The sequence below is a fragment of the Lentzea sp. NPDC004782 genome, from assembly GCF_040609115.1.
GTDB lineage: Bacteria > Actinomycetota > Actinomycetes > Mycobacteriales > Pseudonocardiaceae > Lentzea.
The window spans coordinates 24,888-43,948 of record NZ_JBEXJN010000014.1 but is presented as its reverse complement, the minus strand read 5'-3'; the positions used below and the strand labels follow the sequence as shown (position 1 = coordinate 43,948).

Annotated in this window: 17 protein-coding genes and 3 tRNA genes; 8 read left to right on the top strand and 12 right to left on the bottom strand. The window is 68.3% G+C overall.

The features are described 5' to 3' along the window. Positions 1-45: 45 nt before the first annotated feature. The 5 genes from ABZV40_RS15410 to ABZV40_RS15390 form a co-directional block, all read right to left on the bottom strand. Positions 46-119: transfer RNA gene (locus ABZV40_RS15410), tRNA-Phe, on the bottom strand. 15 nt (positions 120-134) lie between these two features. Next, positions 135-208 (bottom strand) — tRNA-Asp (locus ABZV40_RS15405). 39 nt (positions 209-247) lie between these two features. Continuing rightward, positions 248-320 (bottom strand) — tRNA-Glu (locus ABZV40_RS15400). 130 nt (positions 321-450) lie between these two features. After that, a complete protein-coding gene (locus tag ABZV40_RS15395; RefSeq protein WP_355440745.1) occupies positions 451-1,089 on the bottom strand; it encodes a ScbR family autoregulator-binding transcription factor in 639 nt (212 codons plus the stop codon). A gap of 125 nt (positions 1,090-1,214) precedes the next feature. Continuing rightward, positions 1,215-1,460, bottom strand: a complete 246-nt coding sequence (locus ABZV40_RS15390) for a hypothetical protein (RefSeq protein ID WP_030473169.1) — start codon at positions 1,458-1,460, stop codon at positions 1,215-1,217. Between the two features lie 154 nt (positions 1,461-1,614). Here ABZV40_RS15390 and ABZV40_RS15385 point away from each other — a divergent pair, with 154 nt between their 5' ends. The 4 genes from ABZV40_RS15385 to ABZV40_RS15370 all read left to right on the top strand — a co-directional run bounded on the left by ABZV40_RS15385 (position 1,615) and on the right by ABZV40_RS15370 (position 4,994). Further along, a complete protein-coding gene (locus ABZV40_RS15385) occupies positions 1,615-1,875 on the top strand; it encodes a hypothetical protein (protein ID WP_355440742.1) in 261 nt (86 codons plus the stop codon). A 53-nt stretch (positions 1,876-1,928) separates the two neighbouring features. After that, the gene (locus ABZV40_RS15380; RefSeq protein WP_355440739.1) at positions 1,929-2,135 is read left to right on the top strand and encodes a heavy metal-associated domain-containing protein; all 207 of its coding nucleotides are present in this window, start codon (positions 1,929-1,931) and stop codon (positions 2,133-2,135) included. After that, positions 2,135-4,312 (top strand): heavy metal translocating P-type ATPase, encoded by a 2,178-nt coding sequence (locus tag ABZV40_RS15375; protein WP_355440737.1) that lies wholly within the window; start codon positions 2,135-2,137, stop codon positions 4,310-4,312. Before ABZV40_RS15380 ends, ABZV40_RS15375 begins: the two co-directional genes overlap by 1 nt. A gap of 382 nt (positions 4,313-4,694) precedes the next feature. Next, positions 4,695-4,994: a hypothetical protein gene (locus ABZV40_RS15370; protein WP_109629158.1), complete on the top strand. Its 300-nt coding sequence runs from the start codon at positions 4,695-4,697 to the stop codon at positions 4,992-4,994. A gap of 78 nt (positions 4,995-5,072) precedes the next feature. Here ABZV40_RS15370 and ABZV40_RS15365 read toward each other — a convergent pair whose 3' ends face one another. Continuing rightward, positions 5,073-5,276, bottom strand: a complete 204-nt coding sequence (locus ABZV40_RS15365) for a cold-shock protein (protein WP_030473173.1) — start codon at positions 5,274-5,276, stop codon at positions 5,073-5,075. A 324-nt stretch (positions 5,277-5,600) separates the two neighbouring features. Between ABZV40_RS15365 and ABZV40_RS15360 the strand changes: the two genes are divergently transcribed. Then, positions 5,601-6,749 carry an Ig-like domain-containing protein gene (locus ABZV40_RS15360; RefSeq protein WP_355440733.1) on the top strand — a complete coding sequence of 383 codons (1,149 nt, stop codon included), beginning with the start codon at positions 5,601-5,603 and terminating at the stop codon, positions 6,747-6,749. On the opposite strand, the gene ABZV40_RS15355 is transcribed toward ABZV40_RS15360, so the two are convergent. Both ABZV40_RS15355 and ABZV40_RS15350 read right to left on the bottom strand, forming a co-directional pair. Continuing rightward, positions 6,746-7,561, bottom strand: coding sequence for a glutamate ABC transporter substrate-binding protein (locus tag ABZV40_RS15355; RefSeq protein ID WP_355441086.1), 816 nt, complete (start codon positions 7,559-7,561; stop codon positions 6,746-6,748). The two genes, ABZV40_RS15360 and ABZV40_RS15355, sit on opposite strands and share 4 nt — an antisense overlap. Positions 7,562-7,642: 81 nt before the next feature. Continuing rightward, the gene (locus tag ABZV40_RS15350; RefSeq protein ID WP_355440731.1) at positions 7,643-8,455 is read right to left on the bottom strand and encodes an oxygenase MpaB family protein; all 813 of its coding nucleotides are present in this window, start codon (positions 8,453-8,455) and stop codon (positions 7,643-7,645) included. 117 nt (positions 8,456-8,572) lie between these two features. Here ABZV40_RS15350 and ABZV40_RS15345 point away from each other — a divergent pair, with 117 nt between their 5' ends. Next, the gene (locus ABZV40_RS15345) at positions 8,573-9,061 is read left to right on the top strand and encodes a hypothetical protein (protein WP_355440729.1); all 489 of its coding nucleotides are present in this window, start codon (positions 8,573-8,575) and stop codon (positions 9,059-9,061) included. Here the strand turns inward: ABZV40_RS15345 and ABZV40_RS15340 are convergent. The 3 genes from ABZV40_RS15340 to ABZV40_RS15330 are packed head-to-tail and all read right to left on the bottom strand — an operon-like array spanning position 9,058 to position 15,915. After that, positions 9,058-13,464 (bottom strand): DNA repair ATPase, encoded by a 4,407-nt coding sequence (locus ABZV40_RS15340; protein WP_355440727.1) that lies wholly within the window; start codon positions 13,462-13,464, stop codon positions 9,058-9,060. The two genes, ABZV40_RS15345 and ABZV40_RS15340, sit on opposite strands and share 4 nt — an antisense overlap. Then, positions 13,461-15,386 carry a flotillin family protein gene (locus ABZV40_RS15335; protein WP_355440725.1) on the bottom strand — a complete coding sequence of 642 codons (1,926 nt, stop codon included), beginning with the start codon at positions 15,384-15,386 and terminating at the stop codon, positions 13,461-13,463. The genes ABZV40_RS15340 and ABZV40_RS15335 overlap by 4 nt, the downstream gene beginning before the upstream one ends. 1 nt (position 15,387) lies before the next feature. Beyond that, positions 15,388-15,915 carry a hypothetical protein gene (locus tag ABZV40_RS15330; protein ID WP_355440723.1) on the bottom strand — a complete coding sequence of 176 codons (528 nt, stop codon included), beginning with the start codon at positions 15,913-15,915 and terminating at the stop codon, positions 15,388-15,390. A 97-nt stretch (positions 15,916-16,012) separates the two neighbouring features. On the opposite strand from ABZV40_RS15330, the gene ABZV40_RS15325 reads away from it, so the two are divergent. Then, on the top strand, positions 16,013-16,831 hold the full coding sequence (locus ABZV40_RS15325) for an LLM class F420-dependent oxidoreductase (RefSeq protein ID WP_355440720.1): 819 nt from the start codon (positions 16,013-16,015) through the stop codon (positions 16,829-16,831). 11 nt (positions 16,832-16,842) lie between these two features. Continuing rightward, positions 16,843-17,754 (top strand): GTP-binding protein, encoded by a 912-nt coding sequence (locus ABZV40_RS15320; protein WP_355440717.1) that lies wholly within the window; start codon positions 16,843-16,845, stop codon positions 17,752-17,754. A 1-nt stretch (position 17,755) separates the two neighbouring features. On the opposite strand, the gene ABZV40_RS15315 is transcribed toward ABZV40_RS15320, so the two are convergent. Next, a complete protein-coding gene (locus ABZV40_RS15315) occupies positions 17,756-18,859 on the bottom strand; it encodes a serine hydrolase domain-containing protein (protein WP_355440714.1) in 1,104 nt (367 codons plus the stop codon). Between the last annotated feature and the right edge of the window lie 202 nt (positions 18,860-19,061).

Genomic DNA, 19,061 nt, shown 5'->3' with positions numbered 1-19,061 from the left:
GAAAGAAGCCCCGCAGCGCTCTGCGGGGCTTCTTTCGAAGAGGGATGGCCAGGGGCGGGGTCGAACCGCCGACCTACCGCTTTTCAGGCGGTCGCTCGTACCAACTGAGCTACCTGGCCATGAATCTAGATAAGCGACCCAGACGGGACTCGAACCCGCGACCTTCGCCGTGACAGGGCGACGCGCTAACCAACTGCGCCACTGGGCCTTGCACTTACTCTTGCTGATCTTACCTTACTGTACTGCGTGCCCCCAACGGGATTCGAACCCGCGCGACCGCCTTGAAAGGGCGGGATCCTAGGCCGCTAGATGATGGGGACTAGCTGGTCTCTGGAAGCATCGTAAGCATATGGCATAGGTCCACGCACCTCCAAAACGGGGGTGCCACTTATGTCCTGACCTGCCCAAACCGCCTTTCGGCCCGCCTCGCGCGGATCGACAAACGCCTGTTCAGGAGTCATCGGGCCCGTCAACGGCTTTTTGTGATCCAGACAACTTCCACCCGGAAGACGCGACGCACGGCAGCACGTACCCGAGAACTTCACGGATCCGGGCGGGGAAGTCCGCGCACGCCGTCGTCGCCGAGGAGATCAGCCGGGCGCCGAGAGCGGCACCGCACAACGTCCGCGCCACGGCGTCGGGGTCGACCCCGGACCGGAGATCGCCGCGCTCGCCGGCCTCCGCCACGTAGGAGGCGATCATCTTCTCCCACGTGAGGTGCGTGGAGGGCACTCCCGGATAGCCGAACTCGCGGTCGGCGTTCAGCCGGACGCCCGCGCGCAGCACGACGTCCGCGGCCATTCGTTCGGCCGATTCGGCGAACATGCCGTGGAGAGCGCTCAACGGGTCGACGCCCCGCGCGTGCCACGCCTCGCGGACCTGAGCCCACAGCTCGCTCTGCCGTTCGACCAACGCGCGGGCGACGGCCTCCTTGGAGGCGAAGTGGAAGTAGAAGGCGCCCTTGGTGAGCCCTGCGCGAGCGAGCACGGCGGTCAGCGACGTGCGCTCGTAGCCGAGCCGGTCGAACTCCTCCGCCGCAGCGCGGAGTATCGCCTCGCGTGTCGCATACGCCCGATCCTGCTGGGGCATGGGTAAAGGTTAGCCGTTGCCGCTAAAGAGACCGGTGGGTATGTTTCGAGATGCGGCCCTGTCCTGCAGACGCGCTCCGGGGGGTGCGCGTCTGGAGCCAGGGCCGCATCCGCTCTCGCCTCACCTCACCGCTGCACTGGAGGCGCTCCGCCGTCCTCGCCCGGTGACAGGCCCAGCATGTCGAGCAGCATCCGGCAGTCCTCCGTGCCCAGGGCGCTCCGTGCGACGGCGAGCCTGGCGCGGTGGACCTGGTCGTCGGAGATCCGCGAGGGTTCTCCGCTGCGCTGGGCCGGCACGCTCGGCCCGCCCTGTCGTGACATGCCGTCGTCTTGTGTGAACAGGAACTTCCGTACTTCGAGTGACCCGCTCATGAGTGCCCTCCCCGACTTGAGGTTGGCGCGAGGCTAAGCGACCTGGGACAACGGCCGCAGCCCCCCGCAGAGTGATTCCACCGCCACCCAGCGTTACTTTCCGTACTGGTGTGCTGCCTGCTTCGCGGGGATCTCGCCAGGGGAAGATGGACCGATGACGGATCCCACGCCGGAGCCTTCCCCCGATGCAGAGGGCCAAAACGCCGAACAGATACCGCCCGCGGTCGACCCGCAGGAGGTCCTGAAGGCCATCAGCGGCATCGACCTGGACTCGATCGACACCGACATCGAGTCCGCGTTCGGCGCCAGGATGGCCGAGCTCGACCAGATGCTCGCGGGCCTCGACGACCTGGTCAACAAGATCGAGCTGGACCTGAAGAACCTGGACCAGCCGAAACCCGACGGTCCTCAGTAGACCCTTTACCCCAGGGGGGTATGATCGGTGTCCCGACCGAGAAAGGGACCCCGATGTCCGTCTCTGCCACCTACACCGTCACCGGCATGACCTGCGGCCACTGCGTGAGCTCCGTCAAGGAGGAGCTGAGCGAGGTCGCCGGCGTCACGGGTGTCGACGTCGTCCTGGAGACCGGCGCGGTGACCGTGACCAGCGACCGCGAGCTGGACCGCGCCGAGGTCGTCGCGGCCGTCAGCGAGGCCGGGTACCAGGTCGCCTGATGACCACGACCGAGCCCCGCCACGTCGAGCTCAGCATCAGCGGCATGACCTGCGCCTCGTGCGCACGGCGCATCGAACGCAAGCTGAACAAGCTCGACGGCGTCTCCGCCACCGTGAACTACGCGACCGAGAAGGCCACCGTCCAGTTCCCGGGCAACGTGCGCGTGGACGACCTGGTGTCGACGGTGCGCGCGGCGGGTTACGACGCGGAGGAACCGAAACCGGAGGCCGCCGAGGAGTCCGGCGAGCTGGGGCTTCGGTTCGCACTGGCGGCGGCGCTCGGTCTGCCGGTGATCGCGTTCTCGATGATCCCGGCACTGCAGTTCCCGGTGTGGCAGTGGGTGTCGCTGGCGCTGGCCAGCGTCGTCGTGTGGGTGTGCGGCTGGCCGTTCCACCGTGCGGCGCTCGTGAACGCACGGCACGGCGCAAGCACGATGGACACCCTCGTGTCGATGGGCGTCACGGTGTCGTACCTGTGGTCGCTCTACGCGTTGGTGTTCGGCACGGCCGGGACGATCGGCATGCGGCACGAGTTCAGCCTCCTGCCGCGGCCCGCGAGCTCCGGCGACATCTACCTGGAGGTCGCGGTCGGCGTGACCGTGTTCCTGCTGCTCGGCCGGTTCCTGGAGGCCAGGTCCAAGCGCAGCGCGGGTGCCGCCCTGCGATCTCTGCTGGCACTGGGCGCGAAGGACGTCTCGGTGCTGCGGGACGGCGTGGAGACACGGGTTCCGGTGGACCAGCTCCGGGTCGGCGAACGGTTCGTGGTCCGTCCGGGTGAGCGCATCGCCACGGACGGCCTAGTGGTCGAGGGCAGCTCCGCCGTGGACCGCTCGATGGTGACCGGGGAGTCGGTGCCGGTCGAGGTCGGCACCGGCGACGCGGTCGTCGGCGGAACGGTCAACGCGGGTGGGCGTCTGATCGTCTCCGCGACCTCCGTCGGCGCGGACACCCAGCTCGCCAGGATGGCGCGGCTCGTCGAGCAGGCGCAGGCGGGCAAGGCGCAGGTGCAACGGCTGGCCGACCGCGTGTCGTCCGTGTTCGTCCCGGTCGTCGTGGTGATCGCCCTCCTGGCGTTCGGCGCCTGGCTGCTCGCCGGCCGGCCGCTGGAGTTCGCGGTGACGACGGCCGTGGCCGTGCTCGTGATCGCGTGCCCCTGCGCGCTGGGCCTGGCGACGCCGACGGCGTTGCTCGTGGGCACCGGACGCGGCGCCCAGCTCGGGATCCTCGTGAAGGGCCCCGAGGTGCTGGAGTCGACGCGGCGCGTGGACACCGTCGTGCTGGACAAGACCGGCACCGTCACCACCGGACGCCTGACGCTGGTCGACGTGATCCCCGCGGACGGCGTGCCGCGCGACGAGGTGCTGCGGTTCGCGGCGGCCGTGGAGAACGCCTCCGAACACCCGATCGCCGCGGCGATCACCCGCGAGGTGCCGGACCTCCTGCCCGTGTCGGACTTCGTCTCCACGGACGGTGTCGGCGTCAGCGGTGTCGTCGAGGGTCGACGCGTTGTCGTCGGACGCGCACGCAACGTTTCGCTGCCTCAGGAACTGACTGCGGCCCTGGTTGCACACCCCGCTCGCACGACGGTCGCGGTTTCCTTTGATGACAAGGTTGTCGGCCTTCTCGCCGTGTCGGACGTCGTGAAACCCACGTCGGCACAAGCGATTCGGTCGTTGCGCGCACTGGGCCTGCGCCCGGTGCTGCTGACCGGCGACAACGCCGAGGTCGCCGCCGCGGTGGCCGCCGAGGTCGGGATCGACGAGGTCATCGCCGACGTCCTGCCCGCGGGCAAAGTCGAAGCCGTCCAGAACCTTCAGGCACAGGGCCGAGTTGTGGCGATGGTCGGCGACGGCGTGAACGACGCGCCCGCACTCGCGGCCGCGGATCTGGGGCTGGCCATGGGAACCGGCACCGACGTGGCGATCGAGGCCGGCGACCTGACGCTCGTGCGCGGCGACCTGCGCGTGGCGGCGGACGCGATTCGGTTGTCCCGCAAGACTTTGGGCACGATCAAGGGCAATCTGTTCTGGGCGTTCGCCTACAACGTCGCTGGACTTCCGCTCGCGGCGCTGGGGCTGCTGAACCCGATGATCGCGGGGGCCGCGATGGCTTTCAGCAGCGTCTTTGTTGTTACCAACAGCCTGCGACTAAGGGGATTCCGTCCATCGGCGGCTTAAGAATCTCCCTGGGAACCCTCCCCAACGCGCCTGTGCGCGTGCAACAATCCGAAGTAGCTGACACACCCCCGGTCAGCGCCTGTGGAGATCCCCTCCGGCCCCCGCGTTCCTCCCCCTGGCGCGGGGGCCTCCGCAGCTCTGCGTCAGGCTGCTCGGCTGACGCCTCGCCGCCTGACGCTGCGGGTGTCTTCTGGGGGCCGAGCCCCCAGACCCCCAGCGGGGGGCAAGCCCCCGGACCCCCGGTAGGTTGCCCAGCCCGGCAGGTTGCCTGGGTCTGCCGGATGTCCAGCGGCGGACCCACTGTGGGTAGATGCCCTTACACCTTGGGGTGACTCAGGTCACAGGTGTTTGGCTTCCGTGACCGAGCCGTTATCGTGTTCCGGTGCCTATCGGATCCCTCGGACGCTCCAAGTCCGGCCGTCACCGCCCAGCGGACGAACCGCAGGAGACGTTGCCCGACGAGGAGCTGACCTCTTACCTCGCAGCACTGGCCCCCGACTCGGACAACGAGACGACCGCCTCGGGCTTCGGCAACGCGCAGGTGTACCAGCTGCGGCTGCAGCTGATGGCCAACGAGCAGCTCAAGGAGCTCGCTGCGGAGCGCCAGACCTCCCCGCAGGCGCTCGCCACGGAGTGGGTCATGCAGCGGCTGGAGTGGGAAGCGCGTCAGCGCGGCCACTAGACCCGGCAAATGCAAGAAGGACCCTCGGTCGAGCCCGGCCGAGGGTCCTTCTTCACGTGCGACTAGATTTGCGGCGAATCAGATCGCACGGACGTTCTGAGCCTGCGGGCCCTTGGTGCCCTGGCCGACCTCGAACTCCACGCGCTGGTTCTCCTCCAGGGTCCGGAAACCCTGACCCTGGATCTCCGAGTAGTGGACGAAGACGTCTGCGCCGCCGTTGTCCTGGGCGATGAAGCCGAAGCCCTTCTCGGAGTTGAACCACTTGACAGTGCCCTGTGCCATGTACCTGCCTCCATCGCAGGAAAGCTTGGGGCTGCACCGTGCAACCCCGGCCGTCCCGGGGGCGTTCAGCTCGCTCGGTGAGAGCGCACAGCACGCCCGCGTGTCGTTCCGCGAGCGTGTGAAGCACGAACACAGAAACCACGGCCTGCGCGGGTCAGCCTAACGTGTGATGCGTCATAGCACTACAGGTCATTACTGGCCAGTTGGCGTGCCTCAATAGGAGGAAACCGCTGGTCCGGGTGGGTGATCGCGATCTCACGAGCAACGTGATTCGGCCCCGTGCGTCTTCTCCTGCGTTGGACGAGGGGATCTTGGGGAGAGCACGTGTTCCGGCCACTGATTTTGGCTGTACTGCTGGGGTTGACCGCCTGCAGCGCCGCGCCTGACGCACCGTCGTCACCCGCGGCACCGGTCGTGGAGACCAAGGCGAAGGCGGCGCTGACCGTCACACCGGCTTCGGGCGAGGGGATCAGCCCCGCCGGCCCGTTCCAGGTCGGGGTGACCGGGGGCGCGCTGACGGCCGTTGCGCTCACCGGGGCGGACGGCAGGGTGGTCAAGGGGGAGCTGACCGCCGGCAAGTGGGTCGCCACCGAGGACCTCGGTTACGACAAGTCCTACACGTGGTCCGGTAGCGCGAAGGGCGAGGACGGTGCGGAGGTGCCCGTCAGCGGTTCGTTCCGCACGATCAGGCCGCAGCGGCTCGTCAACGCGTCGACGAACGTCGGTGACCACGAGACCTACGGCGTCGCGATGCCGATCAAGGTGACGTTCAGCGAGCCGGTGCAGGACAAGGCCGCGGTGCAGAAGGCCATGACGGTCAAGACCTCCGTGCCGACCGAGGGCGCGTGGGCGTGGCTGTCCGACACCGAGGCGCACTGGCGGCCGCGCGAGTACTGGAAGACGAACACCGAGGTGTCGGTGAACCTCGACGTCTACGGCGTGCCGTTCGGGGGCGGCGCGTACGGGGCGGAGGACGTGCACGTCCAGTTCAAGATCGCGGACCGGGCCCTGGTGGTGAAGGCGGACACGCAGACGCACCGGTTCGTCATCTACCGCGACGGCGTGCAGCTGCACGACTTCCCGGCGTCCTACGGGCTGGACAGCGTCAGGGACCGGGTCACCCGTTCCGGCACGCACGTGGTGATGCAGAAGGAAGCCAGCCGCAAGATGACCAACCGGAAGTTCGGCTACGAGAACGTCCCGGTCAACTGGGCCGTGCTGATCTCCGACAACGGCGAGTTCGTGCACGAGTACGCGCCGACGGTGGGGGACCAGGGCAATCGGAACGTCTCACACGGGTGCGCGAACCTGTCACCGGACAACGCGAAGACGTTCTTCGACCTGGCGATGATCGGTGACCCGGTCGAGGTGCTGAACTCGTCGGTGAACCTCAGCGAGGAGCCGCAGTTCAACTACTACGACTGGGCGCTCGACTGGGCGACCTGGACGTCGAAGTCCGCGGTGAAGAGCTAGCTCTTCTCGGTGATCTGGGGTGGCTGCGGGATCTCGTAACCCGACGGACCGACGTTGCGTTCGAGGGCCCGCTTCCACTCGCCGCTCGACACCATCTTCTCGATGGCCTTGTTGACGGCGTCGCGCGACTTGGTGTCGCCCTTCGGCAGACCGATGCCGTAGCGCTCCTTGGAGAACGGCTTGCCGACGAGCTTGAGCAGCTCCGGGTTCTCGGCGGCGAACCCGGCCAGGATGACCTCGTCGGTCGTGACGGCGTCGACGTTGCCCGCCATCAGGGCGATCACGCAGTCGGAGTACTGGCCGTACTCGACGAGCCGCACGCCCTGGGCGTGGTCGCTCTTCACCTTCTGGGCGGAGGTGGATCCCTTGACCGAGCACAGCTTGCGGTCGTTCAGGGTCTCCGGACCCTGGATGGACTGCTCGGTGAAGCGGACCAGGATGCCCTGGCCGGTCTCGAAGTACGGTCCGGCGAAGTCCACCTTCTGCTTGCGGGCGTCGGTGATGGAGTAGGTGGCGACGATCAGGTCGGCCTCGTGGTTCTCCAGCATCGACTCGCGGACCGCGCCGCGGGCCTCCTTGAACGTGATACCGCTTTCCTTCACGCCCAGCTCGTTCGCCACGTACCTGGCGACGTCGACGTCGAAACCGACGTACCGGCCGTCCAGGCGCTTCTGGCTCAGGCCCGGCTGGTCGTAGCGGATGCCGATGGTCAGCTTCCCGTTCTCGGCACGTCCGATGACTGTGCTGGTGTCACCGCTCCCACAGGCGGTGGCGAGCACCGCTACAGCGGTCAGGAGCGCGGCACGACGGATCACGACAAGCCTTCCGGGGTGTGGTGGAGTCGTGCGCAATGCTACGTATCCGCGACCATGATCGACTGTGATGTGTGACAACTACGGGAGCCTCGCACGGCTGGGTGTCACATGCCGGCCGTGCCGTTCGATGGCGCGTTTCAGATGGCCCGGCGGGGTCAGTCTTCTGATCTTGCCCGGCACCAGAAGCGCAGTTCGACGCATCATTCGCAACCACCGGTCGGCGTTTTTGTACGGCGCGCGGCCGTGCAGTTCGACCGCCCAATCGGGCTGCACCGAGTACGCCAGGTGGCCCACCAGCACCCGGTAGACCGGCAGGCCGCGGCTGAGCCAGCCCTTGACAGGCGGGCCGTGCAGGAAGTCGTAGATCACATCGGAGTCGGCCGTCCGCCGCAGCTCAGGACGCATCAGGTCGAAGTACTCGGCCATTTCGCGCCGCGACCCCGGCACCTCGTCCTCGTGCAGGCCGACCAACGACGCCGCGAACCGCTGCTCGTCGTAGTACCGGTCTTTCTGCCGGTCCGTCAGCCCGTAACCGGCGCGATCCATCACCGTCTCGAAGCAGTAGACCTCCGAGCAATGCACCCACAGCAGCAGCTCGGGTTCGTCGAGGCGGAACGTCCTGCCGTCGACGACACCGCGCAGGCTCCTGTGCGTGGCCCGGACACGGGCGGCAGCCTCGGCGATCTCCTCGTCGGTGCCGTAGACACCGAGCCCGACGAAGTCCGCCGTCCGCTTCAGCCTGCCCAGCGGATCCGCCTGGAAGTTCGAGTTCTGCACGACACCCGCGACCGCCCTGGGGTGCAGTGACTGCAGGTAGAGGCTGGCGATGCCGGCGATCCACATCGTGGGGTCGGCGTGCATCTGCCAGCTCACGGAGTTCGGATCGGGCATGCGCACATCGTCCCGTCTCGCGAAGACGATGGCCACAACCCGTAACACCGTTAGCGGGCGCAACGATTCCACGGGGACGGCGGCTACCGGGCAGGCGGAACCTGGGGAGCGAAAGCGATGACTGGTGTCAGACGCCGCGGCTATGTCGCAGCGGCGGTGGCGGTGATGGCCGCCACCCTGCTCGCGGCGTTGTTCGCGGCTCCGGAGGACAAACCGGTGGACATCCGGCTCGTGGCCCCGCCGGCCCCTCCACCCAAGGTCATCACCGCGACCGCCACCACCACCGTCTCCGCCGTCGATCCCCGGCGGCCACCACCACCCCCTCCTCCGCCACCACCACCGCCCGGTGTCAGGCCGCCGCCTCCCCGGCACCGGCCGGAGCCGCCTCCGCCGCCGCAGTCGTCGAAGCCCAGGCCGCCCAGCCTGTTCGACATCCTGCGCTGCGACTCGAAGTTCCTCGGGGACGCCGACTTCAACCGCTGCCTGGACTGGCCGCCCGACGTCGCGGAGCTCTGCGACTTCCTGGAGGAGCACCACCTGCAGCCGCTCGATCTGCGCGGACCTGACGGCCGGCCGATCGAGGGACTCGACCTCGACTGCGGCTAGGCCTTGAGCTGCCGCAGCCTCGCGAGGTTCGCCTCCGCGCGGGTGCCGAGGAGCTGCGCCTCGCCGAGGTAGTGGTCGTCGATCAACGCCTCGACCTCGTCGTCGTTCATCGCCGGGACGATCCTCGCGGCCATCCGGTTCATGTTGCGGTAGCTGCCCTGCAAGAGGAACTCGCCGCCGCCGGCCGCCGACGCGAGGTACTCCTGGTTGACCTTCAGCACGACCTCCTGGACCCGCTGCAGCTTGCGGACGACCGACAGCATCCGTTCCAGCTCAACGGTTTCGTGTTCGTGCCGGACGGTTTCACCGTTCGCCAGGCGCACCAGCGGTTCCACGTCGACACCGTTCAGGGTCGGGTTGGACGCCGACGCGTTTTCGAGGTAGCTCAACGCAAAGAGGGCGTCGCGACCCGACAGCACATCGCCGAGGTTCCACACGTCCGCGCGGTTCGCGAGCATGTCCGGGACGCGGAACGCACGACCGGTCTCGGTGTACGGGTTGCCCGCCATCGACACCGCGAAGCGCTTGCCCCGCAAGTCGAACGTGCGTGCCTCGCCGTCCCACACGCCGTCAACGCGTCGTTGTGCGTCGCACAGCGAGATGAACTTCTGCAGCAGCTCAGGTGATGTGTGCTGGATGTCGTCGAGGTGCAGCAGAACGTTGCTGCCCAGGGCGAACGCGAAGTTGAGCCGCTCGACCTCCTGGCGTGCGGTGGCATTCGGGGCCTCCTGCGGGTCGAGTGAGGTGACGCCGCTGCCCAGCGCCGGGCCGTTGACCTTGACGAACACCATGCCCAGGCGGTTCGCGACGTACTCCATCAGCGTCGTCTTGCCGTAGCCGGGTGGGGAGATCAGCATCAGCAGGCCCGTGCCGTCGTTCAGCTGCTTGGCCAGGTTGTCGCCGATCAGCGGCAGGTACACCTCGTTCAGCAACCTGTTGCGCACGAACGTGTTCAGCACCGCCGGGCGGTAGTCGTCGAGCTTGAGCCTGCGCCGTTCCCCGGCCAGCAGCTCCTCGCGTTGCCGTTGGTAGGCGCGGAAAGCCGGGACCTGCCGGGTGCTGAACTCGCGCAGCCTGGTCAGGGTTTCGTCCAGGCGGAGGTCGAGGGACTGGTCGGTCACGCGCGGGTGCGTGCCGAGCAGGCCGGTGACCGGTTCGGACAGTGCGGCGCTGGAGTCGTAGCGCGGCACGTCGGTGAGCAGGACGGCGACGACCTCGGGAAACTCCGGGCAGTCCTCGTCGCCGAGGAACGCCCGCAGCCACGCCTCGATCAGGTCGCGGTCGTGCAGCTCCTCGGTCACCACCGCCCTGAACCTGTCGATCACCGTGCGGGCGGCCTTGCCGGTGACGAACCCCTCCGGCTCGCAGGCCAGCTCCTCGAACAGGTACTCGGCGGCCAGGTCGTCGAGGCCGAACTGCGCGGTCAGCTCCGGGATTCCGTGCGTGCCACCGAAGATCGCGCGGGCGCGCGCCAGCGACTCGGCCTTGCGCGCCCACACCACGCGTTGGTCCTCCGGCTGCTCGGACCAGAAGATCTGGGCCGCCGCGCGGGTCGCCGGCGGATACCTCAGCAGTCCGGCACCGGCGTGAAGTCGTTGCAGGACAGCGAGGATCTTCGCGGCGTCGTGGTCGTGGACGCCCTTCTCGTAGCCCTCGTCGTAGCGTTCCGCGGCGGCGTTCGCCACGTCGTCGCGGCCTTCGGCGAGCAGGCAGCCGGCGAGATGCTCGGACCGGTAGACCTCCGGCGTCTCCGAGACCAGCAGCTGGTCCCAGAACGGGCGGGTGTGCTCGAACCCGGTGACCTCGCCGCGGTAGTCGGTGCCGGTGATCGCGTAGAACAACCGGCCGTCGCGCGGGACGAGGGTGAGGTTCATCGGCTCGGTCGTCACCGGGAAGCGGTGACGACCGAGCACGATCGACGCGCCGTCGTACAGATCGGCCCGGTCCCGCAGTGCCCGGCCTCCCTCTTGCCGGGCATCGCGCAGACTCGCGTCGAGCTCGTCCGCCCGCACGTCACCGAGAGTTCTGAGCTCCTCGGCGACGCTGCGGACCTTGGCGACCATCGGGTCGCCCGCGAAGTACGTGTTGATCTCGTCGGTCGAGCCGAGCTTCCCGACGCGACGGCGGATCGTACCGAGCACGCGTTCGGCCGACTGCACGAGCCGGTCGGCCTTGCGCGCCCGTTCGTCGAGCAACGTCTGCTTGCGCGCGGAGAACGCCTCGTAGACGTCCGTGCGCTTGGCGCCGACCTGGGCGAGGAAGTCGTCGAACTCGCCGAACCGCGACTCCAGGTTCTCCAGCTGCAGCAGGAGCCGGCCGAGCTGGTCGTCGCAGCGCTGCGGGGTGTCGGCGACCGACAGCGCACCGGTCACGGCCTGGCCGAGCAGCGCGAACTCCGCCGCGAACTCGGCCCTGCCCTCGGCGTTCGCCAAAGCCTGCCTGCGACCGTCCACAATGGCACGTGCGCGGTTGACCGCGGCCAGCACCTCGCCGATGCTCGCCAGGATCGCCGTGCGAGTGGTCGTGCCGGCGGCGTCGAGGGTGCTGACGACCTCCGTCAGCACCTCCAGCCCGGCCTGCTGCTGCGCCAGCCGTTCGTGCAACGGCTCGGCCTCGGCCGCGGTCGTCAGCTCCGCGGCCGCGATCCGCTCGATCTCCTCGTGGTACTGCGCGAACGCGCCCTCGCCGCTGAGGAAGGCGACCGCTCGCCTGGCCGAAGCACCGAGCTCCTCGACCAGTTCGGCCTCGCGGCGGTCGATCTCCTCCAGGTCGACGTGCTTCAGGTCCTTGAGGGTGATCAGACGGCCCTGTGCGGACCGCAGCTCGGCCAGCAGGCGGACCCACTCGTCGGCGCTTCGCGGGGTCGCGGACCTGGCGAGCCTGATCAGCGAGGCGAGCTTGCCGGCAGCCGCGTGTAGCTGCTGAGCGGCGTGTTCGGTGAGCGTGCGGACGGCCTCGAACTCGTCCAGCACCTGCTCGGCCGTGGCGCGAACGGCCAGGACGTCTTTCCTGAGCCCCAGCTCGTCGAGCCAGTGCACGCTGTCGATCACCCTGGTGCACAACGCGATCAGGCCCTCGAACACCGGTGCGCTCGGGGTCGTCTCGGCGGCCATGCGGGTCACGCTCAGGCAGTCCGAGATGCCGCGGACCAGTTCGGCGTTGCCGATGCGGGCCAGCGGTCCGGTCTCCTCCGGCAGGACCTCGTCGGCGACGAACGGGGTGCGCCAGACCTGCATCGGGTGCACGCGCACGGGTTCGGCGCCGGTCTCGCGGAAGATCACCAATGTGCCGTCGGCGAAGAGCGAGTAGCCGTGGCAGGTGATCGGTGTCGCGACTTCCTTGCGGATCACGTTGTAGGGCAACAACAAGCTGCGGCCCTCGCGGCGGGCGTGGTAGACGAACAGCACGTCCTCGCCGTTCGCCGAGCGGATGACCCGTTCGAACTCCAGGTCGTCGGTGTCGACGTCGAAGGTCTTGTCCGCACCTGCGACGAGGTAGTAGCCGCCCGGGAAGATGATCCCCTGGTCCTCTGGGAGCCGCTGGCACGCCTGGCCGATGCCGTCGAGCCTGGTCACGACCTTGGTGCGGGTGTTGAAGACCAGGTGCCGCCAGACCGTCTCGTTGTACGGGCGGATCCGGAGCAGGACCAACGGGCCGACGCGGGCGTAGTGCACGTCGGCGTCCCCGAGGCTCTGCAACGGCTCGTCGACGGGTTCTTCGTAGACGCCCTCACCGGTCTCGGTGTTGTTCTCGATCTTGACGGTGAGCGTGCCGCCTACCGTCTCGACGAAGACCTCGTTCTCGATCGCGATGTGCGGGTGCCGGCCGAGCACGTGCTGCTCGCGGGTGGTCTCGACCCACGTGAAGTCGTGCGCGGACGGGAACACGTGGTCGCGGTCGCCGCGGTTGTCCAGGTAGGTCAGGGTGCCGTCGACCGCGATGTCCCAGCGCAGCACCCGGATGTCCTCGATCCGCGCGCCGGTCTGGAACACCGCGAGCAGCCGTGACTCGACGATCCGCAGCTGCAGCAGGCGGGTCTCGCGGTAGTACCGGTAGAGCTCCGCGAAGTCGTTGCGGAACCCGGAGTCGTCGAGGAACTCCGCTTCGGCCGCGCTGAAGTCCTTGCCGTGCACCGCGAAGACGTCCGCGACGGTGGTCTCCGGTTTGAGGCCGAGGAACACGTTGTAACCGAACAACATCTTCTCGCCGAGCGGCACGATGTCGCGCGGCACGCAGTTGTTCTCGGTGCGGATCCGTTCGGTGGACAGCAGTTCCAGCGCGGTGGTGCCGAACGTCTCGACGCGCCGGTCGTTCAGCGCCTCGGTGCTGCGGGCGAGCTCGGCGGCCTGTTCGGCGAGCCTTGCCCGCAGCACCTCGTACGTACCTGCGTCAAGAGCTGTCATGCGTGCTGGCCGTTGCTCTTGGCCATCTGGGTCAGGGCCAGCGCGGCGGCCAGGTTCTGCGCGTCACCCGTGGTGAACGAGCTGAGGATCTTGGTCAGGTCCTCCGGGAAGCTCGCCGTGCCGTCCATCCACTTGGCGCCCAGCGCCTGCACCACGTCCGAGCTGCCGACGAACCCGTCGACCTGCTTGCCCGCGGTGATCGCGCTCGCGATCCGGTCGAAGAACATCGTGTCGCCACCGACGATGTCGATGTCGGCCTTCTCCAGCCCGGCCGCGAGCACCACGGCCTGCGCCTCGGCGATCTGGCGCTGCACGTCGATGCCCTTGAGCCGGATCTCCTTCTCGGCCTCCAGCCGCAGGCGGTACTCCTCGTGCTCGCGGGTCGCGGTGTCGAGCGCGGCCATCGCCTCCGCCTTGTGCGACAGGCCTTCCGCCTCGCCCTTGAGCCGTTCCCTGATGCCCTCGGCGTCGGCGAGCGCCTTCTCGCGGTCGACCGCGGCCTCGGCGCGGCCGATCTTCTCGATGGCCTCGGCGTCGCGTTCCCTGACCTGGACGTTCGCGAGGCCGGCCGCGGCGGTCTCGGCCTGGACGCCCTCGGCGAGCCGGATCTTGGCGCGGGCGTCGAGGTCGGCGGCCTGCTGCCGCGACTCGGCGAGCACGACGGCCTCGCGGGCCTTGTGCTGCGCGGCCTGTTCCGCGGCCTCGGCGGCCTTGATGTCCTTGACCAGCGACTGCTGCGCCTCGGCCTCCGCCATGATCACGATCTGCTGCCGCTCGCGTTCGGCCTCCTCGACCGCGCGCAGGCGCTTGATGTTCTCCTCCTGCTCGGCCACGGTCTTCTCGACCGCGACCCGCTCGCGCACCAGGTCGGCGATGGCGCGCCGTTCGTGTTCGAGCTCCTTGTCCTTCTCGATCATGCGCAGCGACGTCTCGCGTTCGCGGGCGATGACCTCGAGCAGGCGGTCCTTCTCGATCCGCTCGGTCTCGACGGCGATCACGCGCTCGCGGTTCTTCTCGGCCACGGCGATCTCGCGGGCCTTGTTCTCGGTCTGGATGCCGAGCTGCTCCTCGGTGCGGATGAACGCGGTGTTGGCCTTGAGCCGTTCCTCCGCCTGCACCTTCGCGGTCTCGGCCTCCTGCTGGGCGCGGGCGGTCTCGATCTCGCGCTTCTGCCGGATCTCCGCGTCCGCCTGGCGGCGTTCGAGCTCCAGGATCGCCTCACGCGCGCTGACGTTCTGGCGCGTGATCTCCTTCTCCTCGTTGCGGGTGAACTCGTTGGTCTTGACGTGCTCGATCGCGGTCAGCTCGGTGATCTTGCGGATGCCCTGCGCGTCCAGGATGTTCGCCGGGTCGAGCTGCTTGAGCGGCGTCTGCTCCAGGTAGTCGATGGCCGCGTCCTCCAGGCTGTAGCCGTTGAGGTCGGTGCCGATGACCTGCACGATCCGGTCGCGGAACTCGTCGCGGTGGGTGTACAGGTCCACGAAGTCGAGCTGCTTGCCGACGGTCTTGAGCGCCTCGGAGAACTTGGCGTTGAACAGCTCCTGCAGCGTGGCCTCGTGGCTCGCCCGTTCGGTGCCGATCGCCTGCGCGACCTTGATGACGTCCTCGACGGTCTTGTTGACCCGCACGAAGAACGTGATGCGGATGTCCGCGCGGATGTTGTCGCGGCAGATCAGGCCCTCGTTGCCGGCCCGGCGGATCTCGATGGTCTTCACCGAGATGTCCATCGTCTCGCATCTGTGCAGCACCGGTAGCACGACCGTGCCGGTGAAGGTCACGTCGACCTTGCGCATCTTCGAGACGATCAGCGCCTTGCCCTGCTCGCACTTCTTGAACAACCTGCTCAGCGTGATCGTCGCCAGGACCAGCACAACGACGATCACCCCGACCAGCACGACCAAACCGGTCGAAATCGCACCCATGTCAGCCCCCTGTGGTGATGTCCACGACCCAGAAGAACTCGCCTTCAGCGTCGTAGTCGAAGATCAGCGCGGTTTGTCCCGCCGTCAGTTCGGTGCTCTTCGCTGCTCGCACCTGCACGACCGCCGTGCCGCCGTCGTCCGCGGTCACCTCGGCCTGTCCGTGGTTCTCGGTGACCCGTGTCGTCCGCACGATCGCCGTCCTGCCGACGAAGTCGTTGCGGGACGCGGGTTTCTCCGGTTCGGTCCAGTTCCGCACCGGGATGAGGACGATCCTGGTGACCAGCGCGCCCACGAGCAGCGCGCCCGCCAGGACCGCGTACCGGAGCTTGCCCTCCGGCGTGAGCACCGTGCCGACCAGCGCGGCGAACCACGTCACCACCACGAACATCGAGATGGAGACCGGCAGCACCGGGGCGTCGAAGTCCAAGCCCACCAACGCGACCGTGAGCCAGTACGCCAGCACCACGAGCACGAGCAGGCTGAACAGCACGGTCGGGAACGCCAGCGCGGCGGCCACGAACTCGGTCATCATCGCCCCCTTCTTGCCGACTAGATGTCTGGAGGAGCGGATTTGTTGAGTCGACGGGAATGATCGGCGTCACTTCGCGGTTGTCGTGATCATGGACATGGGGGTGCAGGGACTCAACACGGGCGACGCGGTCTCGCCTGCGGAAACACGCCGGCTGGCTGCCCTGGCGGAGTCGCTCGGCTACCGGTCGTGGTGGGCGGTGGAGCACGTGGTGCTGCCCTCGCCGCGAACCGAGCAGTCACCGGCGGATCCGGACAACCCGATGCTCGACCCGTTGGTCAGCCTGAGCTTCGTGGCCGCCGTGACGACGAAGCTGGAGCTGGGCACGGGGATCGTGATCCTGCCGCAGCGCAACCCGGTGGTGCTGGCCAAGCAGGTGGCGTCACTGGACGTGCTGAGCGGCGGCCGGTTCACGCTGGGCGTCGGTGCCGGCTACCTGGCGCCGGAGTTCGCGGCAGTGGGCGTGCCGCTCGCGGACCGCGGCCGGCGCACCGACGAGTACATCGACGCGATGCGCGCGTTGTGGCACTCTCCGGAGCCTGCTTTCGACGGCAAATACGTGTCTTTCTCCGGCGTCGACGCTCATCCGCGGCCTTCGTCGGCCAAGATCGCCGTCGGCGGAGGCTCGGACGCGGCCTTGCGGCGCGCGTTGACCCGCGGCAACGCGTGGCTCGGCATCGGCACACCCGCGGAGACCGCCGCCAACCTCCGCCGTCTGCGCAGGCTCTCCGCGATCACCGAACGACCCGACTCGCTCGGCGCGCTGGAGATCAACATCGTGGCGACGACCGCGCTGAACGCCTCCGTGGTGCGGGAGTACGAGGACCTGGGGGTCGACCAGCTGATCGTGTACCCCGGCGGCTCCGGCCTGCCGGTCGACGAGGTGCTGGCCAAGACCATCGAGCTGGTTCAGTAGCCTGGACGGCCGTGATCCCCGTCGTCGTGCTCGCCGGCTTCCTCGGCTCCGGCAAGACCACCCTGCTCAACCACCTGCTGCGCACGTCAGGCGGCACGCGGATCGGCGTCGTGGTGAACGACTTCGGGCGGATCAACATCGACGCGTTCGCCGTGTCGGCCCAGGTCGACTCGATGGTGTCACTGTCGAACGGCTGCCTGTGCTGCGCCGTCGACGGCACCGAACTGGACGACATGCTGGCGAAGCTCGCCGCGGCGGACCTGGACGTCATCGTGATCGAGGCGTCCGGTCTCGCCGAGCCGTCGACGCTGGTCAGGATGGTCCTGCAAGCGCCGGGCGTGACGTACGGCGGGCTGATCTACGTGGTCGACGCCGTGGAGTTCGCTGCGGTGCCACACCTGGAGCGCGACCTGGCGCTGGCCGATCTGGTGGTGCTGAACAAGGTCGACCGGGTCGACGCCTTGCCTTCGTTCGCGGTGGACGCGCCGGTGGTTCCCGTTTCCTACGGGCGGATCGACCCGGCGCTGCTGTTCGAGGTGCGGCCGCCCGACCTGGGCCCGCGGCAGCTGTCGTTCGACGACCTCGACGACCACTCCTCGCACGCTCACGCCCGGTACGACAGCGTGACGTTCGAGTCGGCCGATCCGCTGCACCCCAAGCTCTTCATGGACTTCCTCCAGGCCCGGCCCGAAGGTCTGTTCCGCGCCAAGGGCTTCGTGCAGTTCCCGGGCGGCACGTTCATGCTGCACACCGTCGGCGGGTACATCTCGTTCACGCGAGCCGGCGAAGCCCCGACCCAGCTGGTGCTGATCGGGGCGGGCATCTCACCGGAGTCCCTGGAAGACTGGCTGACGGCGTGCGTCGCGGACGGCCCGGTCACCGAGCAGGACATGCTCTGGGTGCTCCGGTACGCCCGCGACTGACTCACTTCCCGCAGAGCGCACTGTCCACAGTGGCCAGAACGGCGTCCTGGGCCTTGTGCGCTTCCTCAGGCGTGTTCTGCAACGTGCCCGGCAACGCCGTGACCGCAACGGAAAACGCCCTGCCCTGTGCGGTGACGCCACCACGAGTCTCGTACCCGTGGATGTCACCACCGTGCCCCCAGTACCTGCCACCGCACGTGAGCGGCGTGCTGGCGATGCCCAGCCCGTACTCGGCACCCGGCCACATCTCACCCTTGGTGTCCACGGTCTTCTGCATCTCCCGCAGCTGAGCCGCGGGCACCAGGTCGCCCTTCAGCAGCGCCGTGAAGAACGTGTTGAGGTCCTTCGTCGTGGAGATGATCTGCCCGGCCGCCCAGCCCCACGAGGGGTCGAGCTCGGTGACGTCCTCGACACCGTTGGCGGTCCTGGCATAGCCGTGCGGGTGCTTCTTGTCGATCGTCTCGGCCCCCTGCGCCGGCCAGTAGGTGTCGCGGAGGTTGATCTTCTTGATGATCCGCCGATCGACGTTCTCGGCAACCGGACGACCGGTGACCTTCTGGATCAGCAACCCCAGCAGCACGTAGTTCGTGTTGCTGTACTTGAACGCCGCGCCGGGCTCGTTGGTCGGCGGATGCGCGCTGGCGATGTCGAGAAGCTCACGCGGCTCGTAGTAGCGGTGCCGCTGCTCGGTGAACTGGTCCAACCCCATGTACTGCGTGTAGTTCGCGAGACCGCTGGTGTGGTTGAGCAACTGCCGCACCGTGATCCGGTCGTCGTTGATGGCCTTGGGCAGGTAGTACGTGATCGGTTTGTCGAGCTCCACCTTCTGCTCCGCCACGAGCTGCATGACCACCGCGGCAACGAACGCCTTGGTGTTGGAACCCGCACGAACCTGCCCGTTCCGCGGCACCGGCACCCGCTTGCCCAGCTCAGCCGTGCCCGCGGTCAGGGACGTCACCCCGCCGCCCGCGTCCGTCGTGGTCGCGAGCGCGGCCGGGAACAGCTTGGCCAGCCCGTCGAGCTGCCTCTGCGTGCCATCGGTCGCCGCCGTGGCCGTTCCGGTGAACAACACGACCGCCGCCAGCGCGCCTACCAGTGTCTTCATTCCTCTGCCTCCCCTTCGTGCCGGACGAGGAACAGACTTCCGGTTGGTCGCTCCCGGCACAGTCACGCGCGCTGCCGTTGACCGGGTGGGGCAGGCTCCACCTTCAGCAGCGGCGTGCTCCGATCCCGTCAGGTCGAGGCCGAGCTGCCTCCTGACAGCCGATGCGTCAACCGTGAGATGGACAACCCGTGCGACACCGGCC